Annotated in this window: 18 protein-coding genes; 1 reads left to right on the top strand and 17 read right to left on the bottom strand. The window is 58.0% G+C overall.

What is annotated here, in order from left to right:
• Positions 1-4 precede the first annotated feature (4 nt).
• Complete coding sequence (gene argJ / locus B2W96_RS09010) at positions 5-1,225, bottom strand: bifunctional glutamate N-acetyltransferase/amino-acid acetyltransferase ArgJ (protein WP_293009955.1); 1,221 nt, start codon at positions 1,223-1,225, stop codon at positions 5-7.
• 45 nt (positions 1,226-1,270) lie between these two features.
• Positions 1,271-2,344, bottom strand: coding sequence for an N-acetyl-gamma-glutamyl-phosphate reductase (gene argC, locus B2W96_RS09005; protein ID WP_293009954.1), 1,074 nt, complete (start codon positions 2,342-2,344; stop codon positions 1,271-1,273).
• Positions 2,345-2,524: 180 nt separating this feature from the next.
• On the opposite strand from argC, the gene B2W96_RS09000 reads away from it, so the two are divergent.
• Positions 2,525-3,418, top strand: coding sequence for a LysR family transcriptional regulator (locus B2W96_RS09000; protein ID WP_293009953.1), 894 nt, complete (start codon positions 2,525-2,527; stop codon positions 3,416-3,418).
• A 142-nt stretch (positions 3,419-3,560) separates the two neighbouring features.
• Here the strand turns inward: B2W96_RS09000 and B2W96_RS08995 are convergent, their stop codons facing one another.
• The 15 genes from B2W96_RS08995 to B2W96_RS08925 all read right to left on the bottom strand — a co-directional run.
• On the bottom strand, positions 3,561-4,232 hold the full coding sequence (locus B2W96_RS08995; protein WP_293009952.1) for a YoaK family protein: 672 nt from the start codon (positions 4,230-4,232) through the stop codon (positions 3,561-3,563).
• 367 nt (positions 4,233-4,599) lie between these two features.
• Complete coding sequence (gene lepA / locus B2W96_RS08990) at positions 4,600-6,411, bottom strand: translation elongation factor 4 (RefSeq protein WP_293009951.1); 1,812 nt, start codon at positions 6,409-6,411, stop codon at positions 4,600-4,602.
• A 48-nt stretch (positions 6,412-6,459) separates the two neighbouring features.
• The gene (locus B2W96_RS08985; RefSeq protein WP_293009950.1) at positions 6,460-7,500 is read right to left on the bottom strand and encodes a hypothetical protein; all 1,041 of its coding nucleotides are present in this window, start codon (positions 7,498-7,500) and stop codon (positions 6,460-6,462) included.
• Positions 7,501-7,510: 10 nt separating this feature from the next.
• The gene (locus tag B2W96_RS08980) at positions 7,511-8,950 is read right to left on the bottom strand and encodes an MBOAT family O-acyltransferase (RefSeq protein WP_293009949.1); all 1,440 of its coding nucleotides are present in this window, start codon (positions 8,948-8,950) and stop codon (positions 7,511-7,513) included.
• 4 nt (positions 8,951-8,954) lie between these two features.
• On the bottom strand, positions 8,955-9,632 hold the full coding sequence (locus B2W96_RS08975) for a helix-turn-helix domain-containing protein (RefSeq protein WP_293009948.1): 678 nt from the start codon (positions 9,630-9,632) through the stop codon (positions 8,955-8,957).
• 211 nt (positions 9,633-9,843) lie between these two features.
• Positions 9,844-10,728: an HAD family hydrolase gene (locus B2W96_RS08970; protein ID WP_293009947.1), complete on the bottom strand. Its 885-nt coding sequence runs from the start codon at positions 10,726-10,728 to the stop codon at positions 9,844-9,846.
• Positions 10,729-10,906: 178 nt separating this feature from the next.
• Entirely contained in the window at positions 10,907-11,722 is an 816-nt protein-coding gene (locus tag B2W96_RS08965) for a DivIVA domain-containing protein (RefSeq protein WP_293009946.1), read from the bottom strand.
• A gap of 75 nt (positions 11,723-11,797) precedes the next feature.
• Complete coding sequence (locus B2W96_RS08960; protein ID WP_293009945.1) at positions 11,798-12,238, bottom strand: cell division protein SepF; 441 nt, start codon at positions 12,236-12,238, stop codon at positions 11,798-11,800.
• Positions 12,235-12,951, bottom strand: coding sequence for a YggS family pyridoxal phosphate-dependent enzyme (locus B2W96_RS08955; protein WP_293009944.1), 717 nt, complete (start codon positions 12,949-12,951; stop codon positions 12,235-12,237). The genes B2W96_RS08960 and B2W96_RS08955 overlap by 4 nt, the downstream gene beginning before the upstream one ends.
• A 16-nt stretch (positions 12,952-12,967) precedes the next feature.
• Complete coding sequence (locus tag B2W96_RS08950; RefSeq protein WP_293009943.1) at positions 12,968-14,269, bottom strand: HlyD family efflux transporter periplasmic adaptor subunit; 1,302 nt, start codon at positions 14,267-14,269, stop codon at positions 12,968-12,970.
• Positions 14,270-14,320: 51 nt separating this feature from the next.
• The gene (hfq, locus tag B2W96_RS08945) at positions 14,321-14,545 is read right to left on the bottom strand and encodes an RNA chaperone Hfq (RefSeq protein ID WP_293009942.1); all 225 of its coding nucleotides are present in this window, start codon (positions 14,543-14,545) and stop codon (positions 14,321-14,323) included.
• 59 nt (positions 14,546-14,604) lie between these two features.
• Positions 14,605-15,549 carry a tRNA (adenosine(37)-N6)-dimethylallyltransferase MiaA gene (gene miaA / locus B2W96_RS08940; protein WP_293009941.1) on the bottom strand — a complete coding sequence of 315 codons (945 nt, stop codon included), beginning with the start codon at positions 15,547-15,549 and terminating at the stop codon, positions 14,605-14,607.
• 1 nt (position 15,550) lies between these two features.
• Positions 15,551-15,730, bottom strand: a complete 180-nt coding sequence (locus B2W96_RS08935; RefSeq protein ID WP_293009940.1) for a DUF6440 family protein — start codon at positions 15,728-15,730, stop codon at positions 15,551-15,553.
• An 18-nt stretch (positions 15,731-15,748) separates the two neighbouring features.
• On the bottom strand, positions 15,749-17,830 hold the full coding sequence (gene mutL, locus B2W96_RS08930; RefSeq protein ID WP_293009939.1) for a DNA mismatch repair endonuclease MutL: 2,082 nt from the start codon (positions 17,828-17,830) through the stop codon (positions 15,749-15,751).
• A gap of 25 nt (positions 17,831-17,855) precedes the next feature.
• A partial coding sequence (locus B2W96_RS08925) for a CPBP family intramembrane glutamic endopeptidase (protein WP_293009938.1) occupies positions 17,856-18,418 on the bottom strand: 563 nt, incomplete at its 5' end.

Raw genomic sequence — 18,418 nt, 5'->3', positions numbered from 1 at the left:
CTCCTTAAGAGCGATAGTCGCCGTTGATCTTCACATAGTCATAGGTCAGATCGCAGCCCCAGGCCTTGGCCTGCCCGTCGCCCTGATAGAAACGGACGATGATGGTGATATCATGCTCGGTGAGGATTTCCGTGGCCTTTTCCTCGCTAAAATCGGTGCCGAAGCCGTCCTTCATCACCTGTACTTCGCCGGCGGCGCTCTTAATGATGCAGTCCGCCCGGGTGGGGTCCACATCCGCGCCGGAATAGCCCGCGGCGGCCATAATGCGGCCCCAGTTGGCGTCCCGCCCAAAGACAGCGGCCTTGAACAGCATGGAACCCGCGATGGACTTAGCTACCAGCCGCGCGTCATGCTCGGTGGGCAGGCCATAGGACTCCACCTCGATGAGGTGGGTGGCGCCCTCTCCGTCAGAGGCGATGCGCCGGGCGATGTCGATGCAGATGTACTCAATCAGGCCCGCCAGAGCCGCCTTGTCCTCTTCCGTTTTGATTTCCACGCCCGAGGCTCCGTTGGCCAGCAGGAAGATGGAGTCGTTGGTGGAGGTGTCTCCGTCCACCGTGCACATATTGAAGCTCTTGTCCACCGCGGCGGAAAGCATTTTCTGCAAATCCGCGGAGTCGGCCTTGGCATCGGTGGTGACATAGGCCAGCATGGTGGCCATATTGGGATGGATCATGCCGGAGCCCTTTGCCATGGCGCCAATGCGGATGGTTCCGCCGGAAAGAGTGAGCTCATAGGCGGATTCCTTACGCATGGTGTCGGTTGTCATGATGGCCCAGGCGGCCTCTGTCCCCTTGTCGGCGGACATGTTAGGCACCACGCGGCGCACGCCGTCCAGCACCTTATCCACCGGCAGACGCTGCCCGATAACGCCGGTGGAGCAGACAAACACCTCGTCCTCGCCAAGACCCAGAAGCTTTTCCGTCTCTGTCTCCACCAGCTTTGCGTCCAGGATGCCCTGCTCGCCGGTGGCGGCGTTGGCATTGCCGCTGTTGATGACGATGGCGCGGGCCTTTCCCTTTTTAAGAATCTCCCGGCCCAAAATCACCGGGGCGGCGCAGAACTTGTTGGTGGTGAAGCAGGCGGCGCAGGCGCAGGGCTGCTCGGAATACAAAACCGCTACGTCGGGCTTTTCCTTTTTGCGGCTTTTAATCCCCGCGTAAACAGCTCCGGCTGTAAAGCCCTTGGGAGCGGTAACTCCACCCTGAATCACTTGATATGCCATATGCATGACTCCTCTCTGAATATGAATGGGAAGCAAACCTGAAAATTATGGATACATGGGCGGGACCAGAAGGCCGGTGGTTTCCGGCAGGCCCATAATGAGGTTCATGTTCTGAATGGCCTGGCCCGCCGCGCCCTTACCGATGTTGTCGATTACGGAGCTGACGATCAGACGATGGGTCCGCGCGTCATACACGGGAGTCATGGCGCACAGGTTTGTGCCGTAAACCCACTTGGTCTGCACGGGCTGGCTGGCAGGGAAGACCATGACAAAAGGCTCGTCCTTGTAAAACTCGGAATACATCTGATAGAGCTCGTCGTTGGTATAGTCCCGGTCCAGCGTGGCATAAATGGTGACCTCGATGCCGCGGACCTGAGGCAGGAGGTGGGGCTGGAAGTTAATGTACTGCCAGGTTTCCGGTTTCATGGTATCCCGGCCGGTAATGTAGGCGATGTTCTGCTCAATTTCGGGGGTGTGGCGGTGGGATGCGGCCAGACTGTACGCGCAGAAGTTATTCTCCGCCTCGGTGAGCAGCTTGTTCAGCCCCGGTCGGCGGCCCGCGCCGGTGTAGCCGCTCTTGGCGTCGATTACAATGGTGTTTTCCACGATGTGGCCTGCCTTCAGCATGGGCTGGAGACCCAAAGTGGAGGCGGTGGGATAGCAGCCGGGGTTCGCAATCAGGTTTTTGCCCTTTGCCAGATCGCGCATCACTTCGGGAATGCAGTAAACAGCCTCCCGGGTCATTTCGGGGTCGGGATGCTCGGCGCTGTACCACTTGTTCCAGACCTCGGCGTCCCGGAAGCGGATATCCGCGCCGATGTCGATGAGTTTCTTGCCCTCACCCAGAACAATTCTGGCGAACTGAACCACCTCGCCGGAGGGGACGACAATGAACACAACGTCGCTCGCCCGGGCAGTAAGACGTACATTTTCCTCCGTCAGCTCCATGATGTCCTTGTCGTAAAAGCCGCGCAGAGCGGGATGAGACTCCTGAATTTTGCTGCCCACCCCAAAGGTATCCAGCACGTTGATAAGCTCCGCCTCGGGATGATTGACCATCATCCTAAGCAGCTCCCCACAGACATATCCCGTGGCGCCGATGAACGAATAGCGAACCATGACACTTCCTCCTTTTTATCTTGCCAAAGCCGAAAAACGGCTTTTGTTTGGGAATTGACACAGCTAACTGTTGAAATCCCCTAGCATCTATTGTATAGTTTAATGAAGAAATAAGAAAGCGAATTATTTTTTTACATAACATTCTAATTTGGAATGCAAAAGGGAGTTGAAAATTTTTCCATGAGCATTCGGAAATACATTGCCTATCTGCGGACGATTGAAACCGGCAGCATCACGCAGGCGGCAAACGATCTGGGCTACACCCAGTCCGCCGTGAGCAAAATGATTGCGGATTTAGAGGATTTGTGGCAGGTGACGCTGCTGACCCGCAATCGCTCCGGCATAGAGATTACCTCGGAGGGGCGGAATCTTTTGCCGAAGCTTCAGGAAATCGTCAGAAATTACAGGGATTTGAATTTTGCGGTTTCTGAACTCCATGGGGTTCACTCCGGGCTTTTGCGGGTGGGCTGCTTTACAAGCCTGTCCACCAGTGTGCTGCCATCGGTTTTGCGTCTGTTTCATGAAAAATATCCCAATATTCAGATACAGCTTTTCACGGGAGAATACTGCAATATTACCGACTGGCTGCGCCGTGGCATGATCGACTGCGGCTTTCTGGCCATGCCCGCCGCCGGTGAATTTGAAACCACCTATCTCTTTCAGGATTCGCTGGTGGCCATTTTACCGCCGGAGCATCCCATGGTCAACGAGCCCTGCTTTCCCGTCAGCCGCCTGCCGGAGGAGAGCTTTGTAAACCTCAAGGAGGTGCAGGACTATGAAATCACCCGCTTTTTGGACCATCTCAGGGCCTCTCCCAAAACCATCTATGAGGTGACCAGCGACTTTGCCCTGCTGTCCATGGTGGAGTGCGGTCTGGGCATGAGCATTGTGCATGATTTGATTTTGCGGCCCAACCGTTACAACATTGTTCGCCTGCCCATGGATATCACTCAGTTTCGGGAGGTGGGCATCGCCCTCAAGCGGGATGTCACGCCCTCGGCCGTCACATCTCTGTTTTTAGAGCACGTAGTATATTGCATGAAAAAATCGGCCTTTCTCGAGGGAATGAATTAAAGAGAAAAAGTGGCGGAATGCGGGAAGACCCGCTTCCCGCCATTTTTTAAGAAATTCTTTCTCCCGAAGGCGCAGAGGTTCGCCCACACTGCCGTGTTTGGAAAGCCCGATTTCTCCCGCACAGGGCGGACAAGGTTTGAACCTACTCTTTTTCCCGCAGAATCATTGCCACAAAAGCCGCTGCCTGAAAACCCACGGCTCCGAGCACCGTCTGCTGGGGAAACAGGGCGGACAGCGCGGTCCCTATCGCTGCTCCAACAATAAAAAAGCTGATGACGGCATAGTAATACGCCCCTTTTTTCAGCAGCACCTTGTCACGATGCAGAGCGCCCGCATACAGCGCCTCTGTCCCGCTGCGCAGGTTGCCGGTGCACATAGTGGTGGCAAAGGCGTGGCCCTGCACCTTGCGGAACGCCTCCACCTGCATGGCACATACAAACGCAACCAGCGCGTTTACCGCCCCGTCGGCATCTCCCAGAGGAATAAAGGAAACCAGAATCAGCACCGCCATCTCCGCTCCCAGAGTAAAATGCCGCCAGTGGAAGCGACCAACTTTGTAAAAGCGACGGCTTTTTATCATCTCCGCGGCCAGCACGCCCAGTGCAAAGGCAAAGATCGGAACCAGATACGACAGCGCCGCCCCCCACTCCCGCCGAGCCAGACGAATACCAAGCAAAACGATGTTTCCCGTTTCGGCATTGGCGAAGACACCGCCTCGGCAGAGATAGGTATATGCGTCCAGCACGCCGCCGGACACTGCCAGCAGCGCCGCCACGAGAAAGCTCTCTGAGGGCTGACGCCTTTCTTTTTTCAAATGCAGATCTCCCCTCAAGTCCAAATCGACGACTCGCCAAAACACCAGATATATTTAATCCTGTAGTGTTTGGCTGCTCTTTGTGAGTTTACTTTTATTTACAATTTATATTATCCGCCATTTTGCAGCTTCCGTCAATATCCCATATAGAAATATTCAAATACATATGCATAATTTTTTTGTGAAAAAATGCAATAAAATTTAAGTATTTCTAAAAATTCCTCTAATTACAAACAATTTGCTTATTATTTGTTTTTGAAAAAAATTAAATAATTATAATTCATGATATATTATTTAGGATTTGTGAATTTTATTTCATGTAAGCAATGCCCGAGCCCCAACAGGGCCCGGGCATTGCTCATAAAAATTATTCGTCCCCGTCCAGCTTGAGAACAGCCAGAAATGCCTCCGTGGGGACCTGAACGGTACCCAGAGAGCGCATTTTCTTTTTGCCCTCCTTCTGCTTTTCAAGCAGCTTTTTCTTTCGGGTGATGTCGCCGCCGTAGCACTTGGCAAGTACGTCCTTGCGCATGGCCTTCACCGTCTCCCGGGCGATGACCCGGCCGCCGATGGCCGCCTGAATGGGAATTTCAAAAAGCTGGCGGGGAATGTTGTCCTTCAGCTTTTCACACAGCCGCCGTGCCCGGGGATAGGCCTTGTCCCGGTGGGCGATGAAGGACAAAGCGTCCACATGATCGCCGTTGAGCAGCAGATCCACCTTCACAAGGTCGCTGGGCCGATAACCCGAAAGCTCGTAGTCCAGCGAGGCATAGCCCTTGGTGTTGGCTTTCAGGGTGTCAAAAAAGTCGTAGATAATCTCGTTGAGGGGCATCTGATAATGCAGCTCCACCAGATTCGTGTCCAGATACTGCATGTCCTTGAACTCTCCCCGCCGGTTCTGGCACATAGGCATGATGTTGCCCACATACTCGTTGGGGCTGATAATGGACACCTTCACATAAGGCTCCTGCGCGTCCAAAATGGCGGCGGGGTCGGGGTAGTTATGAGGATTGTCCACGGTAAGCTCCGTCCCGTCGGTTTTCGTCACGTGGTAGATAACGGAGGGAAGGGTAGTCACCAAATTCAGGTCAAATTCCCGTTCCAGCCGCTCCTGAATCACCTCCATATGCAGCATTCCCAAAAAGCCGCACCGGAAGCCAAAGCCCAGCGCCGCAGAAGACTCCGGCTCAAAGGAAAGAGACGCATCGTTCAGTTTGAGCTTGTCAAGGGCGTCCCGCAGGTCGGGGTACTCAGACCCGTCCTCAGTGTAGATGCCGCAGTAAACCATGGCCTGCGCGGGGCGATAGCCGGGAAGCGGCTCTGACGCCGGGCGCTCTGCGCCTGTCACCGTGTCGCCCACCCGGGTGTCCTTCACATTTTTGATGCTGGCGGTGAAATAACCCACCTCGCCGGCCTCCAGCACGTCGCAGGGCTCCAGCCCCAGCGGCAGAAGATGGCCGCACTCCACGATGCCGTACACCGCGCCGGAGGCCATCATTTTTACCTGCATCCCCGGGCGGAGGGTTCCGTCCATTACCCGCAGATAGACCACCACGCCCCGGTACGCGTCATACTGGCTGTCAAAAATCAAAGCCTTCAGAGGCGCAGCCCGGTCCCCCTTGGGAGCAGGGACGTGCTTCACCACGTCCTCCAGTACCGCATCGATGTTGATGCCCATTTTCGCCGAAATCTCCGGCGCGTCCATGGCGGGCAGGCCGATGATGTCCTCCACCTCCTGCTTCGCCTTCTTTGGGTCGGCGGCGGGCAGGTCAATTTTGTTGAACACCGGCAGAATTTCCAGATTGTGCTCCATGGCAAGATAGGTATTGGCAAGGGTCTGCGCCTCCACGCCCTGCGTGGAGTCCACCACCAGAACGGCTCCCTCGCAGGCGGCAAGAGAACGGGAAACCTCGTAGTTGAAGTCCACATGGCCCGGGGTATCGATGAGGTTCAGCTCGTAAACCTCGCCGTCCTGTGCCTTGTAGTTCAGCTTTACGGCCCGGGCCTTAATGGTGATGCCCCGCTCCCGCTCCAAATCCATGTTGTCCAGAAGCTGGCTGGACATTTCACGGGCGGAGACGGCCTCGCATTTTTCAAGCAGCCGGTCGGCCAGCGTGGATTTGCCGTGGTCGATGTGGGCGATGATGGAAAAGTTGCGGATATGAGACTGATCGGTCATATATGGAAAGCCTCCTTGGCGCCTGCCCCACAGGGGGTGCGGCGCGATTTACGCGAAAATTTTTTCGTAGTCGTAGTTTACCACAAAGGCGTGGAGCGCGTCCAGCCTATCACGGTAATTCTCCTCTGTCAGACGGTATTCGTCCCCGGGCATGGCCTGAGACATGGCATAGGTCACCCGGCCCGCCACATGGATGTGGTCGGCGTAGTTTTCCAGATCGCAGATGGTGTCCGTGTCGGTCAAAAAGCACTGAAGGTCTGCGTTTTTATAAGGCAGCAGCGTCTCCGCCGTGCGGCGCAGCAGGGAAAACACCGCGTCGGTTTCACCCAGACGCTGCATTTTGTCCCAATAGAGGATGCTGTACGGTGAGAGAAAAAAGACAAACTCCGTGTCGGGATGGGCCTCCAGCCAGCTTGTCACCACCGTCAGATTTTCGTCGCAGTCTTTTAAAAATGCGTCAGCCGAGAGGGGCTTGTCCGCAATTTCCGGTCGCTCATAACTGCCAAGGGCCAGCTCCCGGCTGAAATACATGGTTCCGTCCCACAGGAACGCGTCCTGCAAGGGAAGGGTGTGCCCCTGCGCCTTTTCTCCCGCGGCGTAAACGGCGCGAAGCAGTACATCCTTGCTGAAAAGGTACTCCGTGTCATTCCACGGCTTGTCGTCATAGAGATAATCTGGAAGCTGGTCCGGCGCGTCAGACGCGGGGCGGGCCAGAATGTTTGGGTCCAAACCAAAAATCACCCGTTTCACGTCCTGACGTGTATAGGCGTAGTCCAGAGCCTGGGTAAACTCGTGAAACCCTCCGTTGGGAAAAGTCACCTTCACGGTGGAGGTGTCGTAAAACACGTCGAACCAGAAGGGGCGGTAATTGGCGGCAAGGGAAGTGCCCATCAGCACCGTTTCATAGCTTTGGCTTCGCAAAAGGCCCGCCGCCTGATACCGCTCGTCAAACCAAACCTCCCCCTCCGGGTCCGGGGCGTGGTAGTGGAAAAAGGGGTCCACCGCCCGTACCGTTCCGGCGCAGAGAAACAAAATGAACATAAAGCCTGCCAAAAGCCCCACAGCCCAGCGCTTTTTTCTGTTTTTCACAGCGCCCTCCTCAAAAATTCGCATAGATAAACGTGGACACCCCCGAAAACGACAGCACGGCCCACGCCAAAAGGATGCAGCAAACCGCACCCCGCAGGAAGGTTGGTCGGAAGGTTTCCATTCGACGGATGGTGTTTCCCGGCTTCAGCGCAGCAAGCAGTGCGATGAAAAATACTGCTGCCAGCAGTAGCTTGCCCGCGTTTGAGCCAAGCCCCAGCGCGGAAAGGGCGGTTGTCTCCGAGGGGAGCAGGTTTTCCGTCAGGAAGGGAGGGATGCCCCCATGGATGGAAAAAGCGCTTCGCAAAACGGATGCCGCCGCCGAAAAAGACGGGGCGCGGAAAAACACCCACGCCAGATTCACAAATAAAAACGTTCCCACCCAACGCAAAGCCTTTGGCAGGCGGGTAAGCCGCGCCCCGCCGACCCGCTCTATGACCTGCGCAAGACCGTGAAGCAGGCCCCAGACGAGGAATGTCCAGCCTGCCCCGTGCCAGAACCCGCTGACAAGAAACACCAGCAGAATGTTGCCATAGGTCCGCATTTCACCTCGGCGGCTGCCTCCCAGAGGAAAGTACAGGCACTCCCGCAAAAATGTGGTCAGCGTGATGTGCCACCGTTTCCAAAACTCTCCCACACTCAAGGAGCGATAGGGCGAGTCGAAATTTATGGGAAGACGCAGGCCAAGCAGCCGGGCCGCTCCTGCGGCAATGTCGCAGTAGCCGGAAAAGTCAAAATACAGTTGCAGGGTATAGCCCAAGATGACAAGCCACGCCCCCGGGGCGGTCAGTCCGTCCAAATGCGCGTAGCCGCCGTTGACCACCGCGCCCAGAGAATCCGCCAGCAGGACCTTTTTCGCCATGCCGAAGGAAATGGCGTACAGTCCCGCCGCCCGGTCGTCCCAGTCGGGACGAAGAAATTTTTCGCCCCGAAGCTGGGGGAAAAACCCACTGGGGCGCAAAATGGGGCCGGAGGACACGGTGGGGAAGAACAGGGAGAACAGCGCAAATTCGTTCTGCCGCAGTCCGCTCAACTCCGTCGGCAAAAATTCCCCGGCGGCGACTTCCTTTAAAAACCATAGCTGCTGAAAGGTAAAAAAGCTCAGGCCCAAGGGTGCCCAGCCCGGAGAGACGGTTCCGCCTGTGAAAAACCCCAGATACTTAAAGCCCAGCAGCACCGCGATGTGCCACGCCGCCGCGATGGCTAGTACCCACTTGCGCGGTGTTTCCCGCCTGGAGTGGAAAGCCCGCGCGGCGGTAAAGGTCACAAAGCTTCCAAAAACCAGCACGGCAAGGCCGAGCATGGCGTGGGGCCCCAGCCCCCACAGGTAGAATATCACGGAAAAAAGCGTTAACAGCGCGATTCCCGCCGACCTGCTTTTTTTCGCAGCCAGAGGGCAAAGAACCGCCGTCAGGGCCAGCAATAGCAGAAAAGACAGAGATTGAAAGCCCATTTTCTCACTCTTTCACAAGGGCCGCAACCCTTGCGTCCGCACTGTGAAGCACCTGCGTGATACACTGGCCGCTGCCGGGATAGCTTTTGCTCAGCGTCTCCCCTGTGGTGTCAGGAAAATCGGTCTTTTGGGACCGCAGGGTTTCCAGTGAGCGGACGTACCGCGTCTCCGCCAGCTTCATTCCGGCGGCAGGCAGGCCCATGGACACCAGCTCCGACGGAGCGGAGAACATGGACTCGTTGCCGCCCCCGGCCCGGTGCAAGCGGCGGAAGAGAATGTAGACGGCGCCACCCAGCATCTGTGCAGCTTCGTTCACCGCGTCTTTGTCGTTGAGCCTGCCCAGAAGATCAAACAAAACGCTCACCGCTCCGCCGATCAGCTTAGATTGGAGGGTGGCAAGAACGCTTCCCCGCAGAATGTTTCCCTGATCCGCCATGCTGACAAGATCGTCCTCCGTCAGCGCGCCTCCCTCCCGAGTAAGCGTCCGGCCTAGCAAAAAGTCCGCCGACACATGGTAGTATTCACAGGCCCGCACCACAAACGCAAGGCCCGGCTCCCGTGCCCCGTTTTCATAGTGGCTCAAAAGAGCCTGAGAAATGCCCAGCTCTCCCGCAGCCGACCGCTGGGAAACGCCCCGCTCCTGCCGTAAAAGGGACAGGGTTCTTGAAAATTCCGTGTTCATTGTTTCTCTCTCCTTCGCACTGATCCGCCGCCGAATCATCTTCTCTTTAAAATCAAACTGCACTTAACCCGGAGGTGTCGCCATTTTTGACGGGGGGAATGCAAGGCAGCCTCCCATAGCCCGCGCCCGCGTTCCGCGAAAATGCAGGCACAAAATTACACGCTGTATAGTTTAACAGAAACTATACAGCGTGTAAAGAGAATTCTTGCATTTAAAACAGACAGGCCTGCTCCGGCAGCTCGCACCGCCCGATAGAGCGGAGCTGCTGGGTGTTTTCCTCCGTCAATTGCTCGGTGATTGCCATGCGCCGCAGGATGTTTTTCACAGTCTCCTCCAGCGCCGTTCCGGGGGAGTAGTCTGCCGGAAAAATGAAGTCCACCCGGCCCTTGGCCAGTAAATCCTCCACCCCCGTCCGGTTGGACGCCTGATACACGGCGATGGCCTGACCGCCGTAGGCCCGCATCATCTTCATGCAAGGCACATCGGAAAGGCCGTCCCCCACATAGATCATATTTGTAAAAGGGACGCGCTTGCCGTCGTCGGGCATGGAGGCGTTGAGATCCCGGTCGTTGGACACGTCCAGCACGCCCTTGTTGATCCGATAGACAAACTGGGTCTTGGCGGTGAAATTCACCGCCAGCTTGGGCCAGACCGGGCGGCCCTGCTCGTCGTAATAAAACTCGCTGGCGTAAATCTCCTTGAACGCCCCGCTAATGGGGCTGCCCTCGATAATTTCCCGCAGGCCGGAGGAGATAACATAGTGCTCCACCTGCACGCCCTGCTCCTCGCCAAAGGCGTTCACCCGGGAAAACCAGTCCTCCACGCCGGGAAACAGGACAATGCTGCGACCTTTTTCCACCAGCTCCGCCCGGGTAAAGGGCAGGTTTTTCCGGCCTGCCTCCCGCAGCATGGTGTACATATAGGCAAGAATCCCGTCCATGCGGTTTTCATGTCCAAACCTGTTGGCCTGTTCCCAGAATTCCGCCGGGGCCATTCCAAGACTTGGGATAAAGGCATAGTCCTGCATATCGGTGGTGCACAGGGTTTTGTCAAAGTCATAAAGAAACGCCGCAATGGGTCTGGTTTCCCGCTGCATAAGAGTCCTTCCTTTCCCGAATGAAGCCCACAAAAAGGCAAAACCGTCCCAAACCGGCAGGCAGCTCCTAAAAGCCCTCTCGGTCTGAACGGCTTTGTGCGCTCCATCGTGCCCGTGGCCCGAAAAGCCTAAGCCCCGCCGAACGCATCGTCCGGCGGAACTCTCTGCTTCCAGCGGCTTATTCGGACCGGTTGTAGTTCCGTCCGAACTTCAATTCGTCCAGCTCAATTTTTTTGGTTGGCTCCTCCGACATGGGAATAAACGGGTTCCCCTCGGGATAGGGAAATTCGTCGCCCTTTTCCGCTTCTGTCGGGGCAGGCTGCTCCACGCGGTCCGGTGTGCGCTCCGGCGCAGGCCGGGCCGGCTCTTCGGGCTGCGTCGGCTCGGCTTGGGCGGGAATCGTCTGAACGGGCACGGATTCCCCGGCAAACTCCTCCGCCGGAATTTCTGTGGGGGCGGGTTCCTCCTGCCGGAAGGAGCCCATAATGCTGGCTTCGATTTCTCCGGTGGGAATTTCCGGCGCGGACGGAGCTGGTGCGCTCACCTCCGCCTGAGGGAGCTGCTCTAAAAACTGAAGCTGCTGGCGGCACAGGCCGCGCACCCGCTCTGAAAAGGCCGCCAGTTCCCGCTGACCGAGACGCAGGCGCTCCTGCATCTCCTCCGCCTCGCGGCGCAAAGCTCCAATTTTCTCCTGTGCGTGAATTTCCCCGTCCCGCAGCATTTGGTCACGCTTTGCCTCCGCCTCCCGGACGATGGAGTCGGCCATCTTCTGGGCGGTGAGCAGGGTGGCTCGCATGGAGTCCTCCGTGGCGCGGTAATCCTCCACCTTTTCGACCAATACCTTCATTTTTGCCTTCAATGCCGCGTTTTCCTTGTACAGCGCGGTGTAATCGTCGGTCACCTCGTCCAGAAATTCGTCCACCATGGCCATGTTGTAGCCGCCCATCACGGCCTTTGCAAACGCATGGCCGGAAACCTCCTGCGGTGTCAGCAATGCAATAACCCCCTCCGCGTCCGCGGGGACGCCGGTTTCATAGATTTTTCTCCCGGGCTCCCCGGGCAGACAGACTTAGAAATAAAGGCCGTTGTTCTCCAACTCGTCAATCAGGTCTCCCTGAATGTCCACATGATAGGGTGTGATGATGTACGTATTGGCGGCCACCTTTTTGATCTTGCCCTCGCCGGCGTAGGCCACGCCGGACAAAAAGTCGATCAGCCGCCGGGCCACGTCCTTATTGGTGGATTCCAGATTGAGAACCACGGTGCGCTTGTCCTTCAGATGGTCCGCAATTTCCGAGGCGTTTTCAAACCGCTCCGGCTTCACCAGAACCACCTTCAACTGCGTTGTGGCGTGAATGTTGACGACCTTGTTGTGGCGCTCCTCCCCGCGGGAAGACTTGCGCTCTTCAAAGGCGCTCTCTCTGCGAGACGGTCCGTCAAAATCGTCAAAGTCCTCGTCCTCATCCTCGTAGGGATGGGTCCATTTTTTCAGTTCATCCAAAAGGCTCATAAAGTTCCCTCCTGATTTGCGGCGGGGTACGCCCGGTGGCCAAAAATGGCCGTTCCCACGCGGATCATGGTGGCTCCGGCGCGGATGGCGTCGGGATAGTCCCCGCTCATCCCCATCGACAAGATATCGAGTGTATTATCATATAGTTTTTGATTTATGTCAACATAAAGCCTGCCGACTTTTTCAAAATTTGCAAGATTTTCCCCCGGCTTTGTCTCGATGGGGGGTACCGTCATCAGTCCCCTCAGCCGGACATGGGCCAGTTCCATCGCCTTCTGGGCAGCGGTGGAAATGGATGCGGAGTCGTAGCCGCTTTTGGCTTCTTCGCCGCCCACGTTTACCTCCAGAAGAATGTCCTGCACAATTCCCAGTTTTTCCGCCTGCTTTTCAATCTCCTCCAGCAGCGTGTCGGAGCCCACAGACTGAATCAGCGCCGCCTTTCCCACCACCTGGCGCACCTTATTGCGCTGCAAATGGCCGATGAAGTGGAGCGGCGCGCCGTCATAGGCGTTTTCAGCCAGCTTAGTCGTCATCTCCTGCACCCGGTTTTCTCCCAGCGCGTCGATTCCGGCGGCGATGGCCTCCCGGCAGGCGGCGGCGTCATTCATTTTACTGGCCCCGACCAGCGTAATCTCCGCCGGATCACGGCCTGCGGCTTTGGCCGCCGCTGCGATTTCGGCGCGCACCCGCGCGACATTTTCTCCAATCGACATAAAAGCCTTCCTTTCTCTAGCCCGCGTAATTGACCACCGCGCCGTGCTCCAGCCCCTCGGCGGAAAGAATCACCTCGTCGCCGGGGCGTAGGGCAGTCTTGCCAACCCCTTCCGCACGGACTACGGCGTAATCGTCATCTCCCGACCACAGCACGGTCACAGGCTTAAAGCAGGCCTCCACGCCTACAATACAGTAAACACCGGCTTCCCCATTTTCGTTCACCCGGATGGCCTGCTGGGGAATCCGGATGCCCGAGTAGGAGGAGAGTATCACGTCGGCAGACTGGCGGCGAAGCAGCGTAAGCTGCGCCAAATAGGAGCGCCCGCGGAATACCACGGCCACCCGCCCGTTTTCCGCTTCGCTGACGGACTGGACGGTGACGCTCAAATCCCGGTCCACGCCCTTGGCAAACCGCAGGGTCTGCGTGGCGCCGGGAACAAGGGCCTTTGCGTCGGAAGCGGAAAAAGCACCTGCGAAGTACCACGTCTCTCCCATCACCAGCTTTCCAACGTCGCCGGTAGTCTCGGAGGGCTGTAGGCTGCCAAGGGTAGAGGGGGTCAGGGCGTCAAGCGTATCGGGCGTCAAAACCGTCTCATAGCCATCCACCACTGCGGAATACAGCCCTGCCTTTGGGGCCGTCACCGTCCGAGAGGAGCCGGCGGACTGTGCCTTCAGCGTGGTAAGCTGGCTTTTTAGCTCCGCCGTCTGGGCTTTCAGCTCTTCGGCATCCGTATAGGTGTAATCACGGCGCAGTACCAGTGCTTCTAGCTCCGCCACGCTGCCGGTGGCCGTGTCCAGCCGGTCTGCGGCCACAGCCCGGCGCATGGTTACAAGCGTTTCCGCGATCTGGCTGTCCAGTTGAAGGGCCGCTTCGCTGGCAGAGGCCGCCTCCGACGCGTAGTTTAACTGGTCCAGACGGGTCTGGAGCTTGTCAATCTCCGTCTGCCGGTCCAAGGATGCCTGGTCGGAATAAATCTGCGCCACCTTTCCGCCTGCGGCTACCCGCTCGCCCTCCCACCGGGTCAGCCGCAGCAGTCCGCCCCCTGAGTCCGGCAGTACCAGCTCGTCTCGCACCAGAAAGCCAGTGACGGAGAGGGTGTCCTCCACCTGATAGGAATAGGCCACAGCGGTAATCAGCGGGTCGGCATAGGCCTGATAGACCTTGACTCCAAAGTAGGTCAAAACAGCCAAAAAAATCAAGGCAGTTAAGGCTTTGGTGCCCAGCGCTCCGCCCTTTCTCCCGGCGGTGTTTCCATGGGCCGCTTCCTCCTCCGTGCTTCTGACGGATTCGATTTTCGGAGCGTTGTGTTTTTTCATAGGTACCTTCTTTGTCTTTTGGGCGGGACGCGCCATCTTTACTTCGCCCGGTTATTCCTCATTCAGGTCCACCGTCCGCACGGGGGCGATGGTGGAGATGGCGTGCTTGTAAATCACTTGCTGCTTGCCCTCGGAATCCAGAACCACCACGAAGGAGTCGAACCCTGTGATGATCCCCCGCATCTGAAAGCCGTTCATCAAAAACAGCGTGACGGGGACCCGATCCCGACGGGCCTTGGTGAGAAAAATGTCCTGCAAGTTTGATTTGTTCTGCATATGTATCCGCTCCTTTTCTTTTTTTCAAGCGGACCGAGCTTTCTCTGCCCGCCTTGGACCTAGAATAAGCCCTCCTCGGAGAGGATTTCAGTCGAAATCTGCATGGCGCGGACAAAATCTCTGGTTTTTTCCCATTCAATCCAGCGGACGGACGGGTCCCGCCGCAGCCAGGTAAGCTGGCGCTTAGCGTATTGCCGGGAGCGGAGCTTCACTTCCTCGACGGCCTCGCCCTCGGTTTTTTCCCCGGCCAGAACCCCGGCGAACTCTTTATAGCCGATGGCCTGCATAGAGGTGGCGCTGCGGGGAAGGCCACGGCTTAAAAGCGCGCGAACCTCGTCTAAAAGCCCTGCTTCCACCATGGCGTCCACCCGGCGGTCAATCAGTGCCTTCATGTCGGCCCGGTCGGCAAACCGCAACCCGATTTTCACCGCGTCAAATCTGGGAGGCATTGCCCGCTCGGCGGCGTTGTGAGCCGAGATGGTCTGTCCCGTCTCGTGGAAGACCTCCAATGCGCGGAGAATGCGCTTTTCGTCGGCGGGATGAAGCTTTTCGGCGGAAACGGGGTCCACGCGGCGCAGTTCCTCTAATAGGGGACCGATGCCGTCCTGCTCCAGTCGGGCTTCCAACGCCGCCCGGACAACGCCGCCCGCCATGCCGGGGGCAAAGCCGTGGCCCCGCAGCAGCGCGTCCAGCCACAACCCGGTGCCGCCCACCAAAACAGGACGTTTCCCCCGGGCCAGAATATCTTCCACCACCGATGTGGCGGCAGAGACGTACCGGGCGGCGGACCAGCTCTCTTCCGGGTCCGCCACGGCCAGCAGGTGGTGGGGGATTCCCTCCGTCTCCTCCGGCGTGGGGGCGGCGGTGCCGATGGTCATGCCCCGGTAAATTTGCATAGAGTCACAGGAGATGACCTCTCCGTTGTATGTTTGGGCCAGCAGGATACCCAGCTTCGTTTTTCCGCAGGCGGTGGGGCCCACCACGCAGATGAGCTTTTCCGCCATATCAGTCCTCCGGGCTCAGCGGGGTGACGATGGGGGTTCCGTTGGCATTCAAAAGAGGGGTCAGCCCGGCGGCGGAGCCGCTGAAGTGGAAGAAATAGTTTACGCCTGTCTCCCGGTCCACCCAGATTTCACTGCCGTTAAGCGTTCCCTCTCGCTCTATTTTTACAAATCGATTTGCCATACGATGGCTCCTTTCTTTTTATGCCCGTTTAAACATTTTTTCAAGCTCATACTTGGTCATCCGCGCCTTCACGGGCCGCCCGTGGGGGCAGTATTGAACCTCGCCGGACTGCACCTTGTCCACCAGCGCCCGCAGCTCACTTTCGTCGCTGTCCCAGCCTGCCTTGATGGCGGCCTTACAGGCGATGGTGTGCAGCAGGTTCTGCCGCTTTTCCGTGGGACTGCGCCCGGCGCGCAGATTTTCAGCCAGTTCCTCCAGCGTGGCGGGAATGTCCGCCGCGTCCAGATCCGCCGGGACCTCCCGCACCAAAACCGCCCCGTCTCCAAAGTCCTCACAGGCAAGGCCCAAAGATTCCAGCAGAGGAAGGTTTTCCAGCAGCAGCGCGCAGTCCTCGCGGGACAGCTCCGCCGCAACAGGGCGCAGCAGAGTCTGACGCATAGGCGGCTGCTGGGATGCCATCAGGCGGTCGAAGTTGACCCGCTCGTGGGCGGCGTGCTTGTCGATCAGCCACACGTTCTGGTGTTCGTCCTCGCAGACAATATAGGTTTTTAAAACCTCGCCCGCGATGCGCCAGGGGGCCTCCGGCCCGTCCTGTGTCATCCGCTCTCCCGGCAGGGGCAAAGTCTCCTGCTCCATGGGAATGGCGGGGACAAAGGGTTTTTTGTCCGTTTCCTGCGGCCCTGCGGGCGTGGAATCGGTAGGCTGCTGGGGAAAATACGCGCCTTCGGCAACGCGTGCAGACGTCTCTGTTTGAGGGTCCACCGTTCGGCCTTCCTCGTTCAAAGTCGCGTCAGAGACTTTCGCGTTTGCAGAAAAGCCGCCGGAAACGGGAACGGAAAGCTCAACCGGATGAGAGGGCGCGTATGCAAACGATTCCCGGGCGCTGTCCGCCACACGGACGGAGGAGGGCCGCTCGGTGTTCCACCCGGTAAAAGCGGGGGATTTTTCTTCCGGGATTTGCGCCCGGTCCGCAACTCGCCACTGGGTTCCGGCGTTGCCGCTTCCGGAAAGGGCGCTGTGGCGAAAGGCTTTCGCGTCCATGGTCTGGTAAAAATCCCCCCGGGGATTCACCACCGTCTCCGGTGCGGGAGCTGTCGCCTGCGGCAGTCCGTCCGCGGCCAGACTGTCCAGCACGGTGTGGTACACCGCGTCGAACACCTCTCGATCCCTTGAAAATTTCACGGTGGTTTTGGCAGGGTGGACGTTCACGTCCACCTCCGTCACCGGCAGGTCAATTCGCAGCACGCAGCCGGGGAATTTCCCCTTCATCAGTTGATTGCGGTATCCCTCCTCCAGCGCGGCGGTGAGAAGCTGGGACTTGATAAACCGACCGTTGACAAAAAACGTCTGCATAGAGCGGGAGCCACGGCCCAAAAGGGGCTTTGTCACAAAGCCGGAGACGGATACATCGCCGCCCCGGCCCTCTACGGGTGTGAGCGTGCGGGCAAATTCCCGGCCAAGGGCGGCGTAAATGGCGGAGCCCGCCTTTCCGTCGCCGGGGGTGTGAAGGGCTTCGGTCCCATCCTTGATAAAGCGGAAGGAAATCTCGGGATGGCTCAGGGCCAGATGCTGCATCAGGCCGTTTACCGCCGCGGTTTCCGCGCTGTCCTTTTTCATAAATTTCAGCCGCGCGGGGGTGTTAAAAAACAAATCCCGGACGGCGATGGTGGTCCCCTCCGGGACCCCCGCGTCCCGCACCGATTCCGCAATGCCGCCCTCCAAACGGAGGGATGCGCCGATTTCGCCCCGGCGGCAGGAGGAAATCTCCACCCGACTCACGGAAGCAATGGCCGCCAGTGCTTCGCCCCGAAAACCCAGCGTGCCCACGCCCGCCAAATCCTCTGCGGCGCGGAGTTTGCTGGTGGCGTGGCGCAAAAATGCGGTGGGAAGTTCGTCCCGGGCGATTCCGCAGCCATCGTCCGTCACGCGGATCAGGCGCATTCCACCATTTTGCAGCTCCACCGTTATGGCGGAGGCACCCGCGTCCACGGCATTTTCCACCAGCTCCTTCACCACGCTGGCGGGACGCTCCACCACCTCGCCGGCGGCAATCAGGTCTGCCACATGGGGGTCCAGTTGTTGAATGTGGGGAATTGTCATAGCAAAACCTTTCTAATTTGTCCGCTTACAGCCGCGAAACCAGCACGCTCAGCGCGTTGGCCAGCCCGTGCAGCGCCACGGAGGTCCACAGGGTTCCCGAATGGTCATAGGCCCAGGCAAGCACCGCGCCGGGCACAAGATATTGCAGCATCAGCCAGAAATAGGTCACGTCCTGATTTCCCCAGGCATACTGCCACACATGTAAAAACGCAAATAACACACAGCTTACAAGATAGGCCACCGTGCGGCTGCGGCTGCGCAAGCCGCCGAAGACAAGGCCGCGGAAGAGAAATTCCTCCACAAACGGGGCGAGAAACAGCACAATGAGCAGTGTGCTCAGGGGTGCGGTGTCAATCCGGGCGGAAATGCTGACATCGTTCAGATTGGTCTGATTGTTTATCAGCGCATGGGTCAGGCGATAGACAAGCTCGTTCAGCCCGTACAGCGCCACAAGGCCCATGCCGAGGGTTTTCGCGGCCAGTGCCGCATTGTCCGTCAGTGTCCGGGTGGAGCGGCCCAGAAGACCGTGGAAAATCATCGCCGTGACGGCAAAGAGCACGTAATAATAAATGGCGCTTTGCATTCCGG

Source organism: Oscillibacter sp. UBA6647 (assembly GCA_002455655.1).
GTDB lineage: Bacteria > Bacillota > Clostridia > Oscillospirales > Oscillospiraceae > Oscillibacter.
The sequence above is the reverse complement of the archived record's forward strand: the minus strand, read 5'-3'. Positions and strand labels throughout refer to the sequence as shown.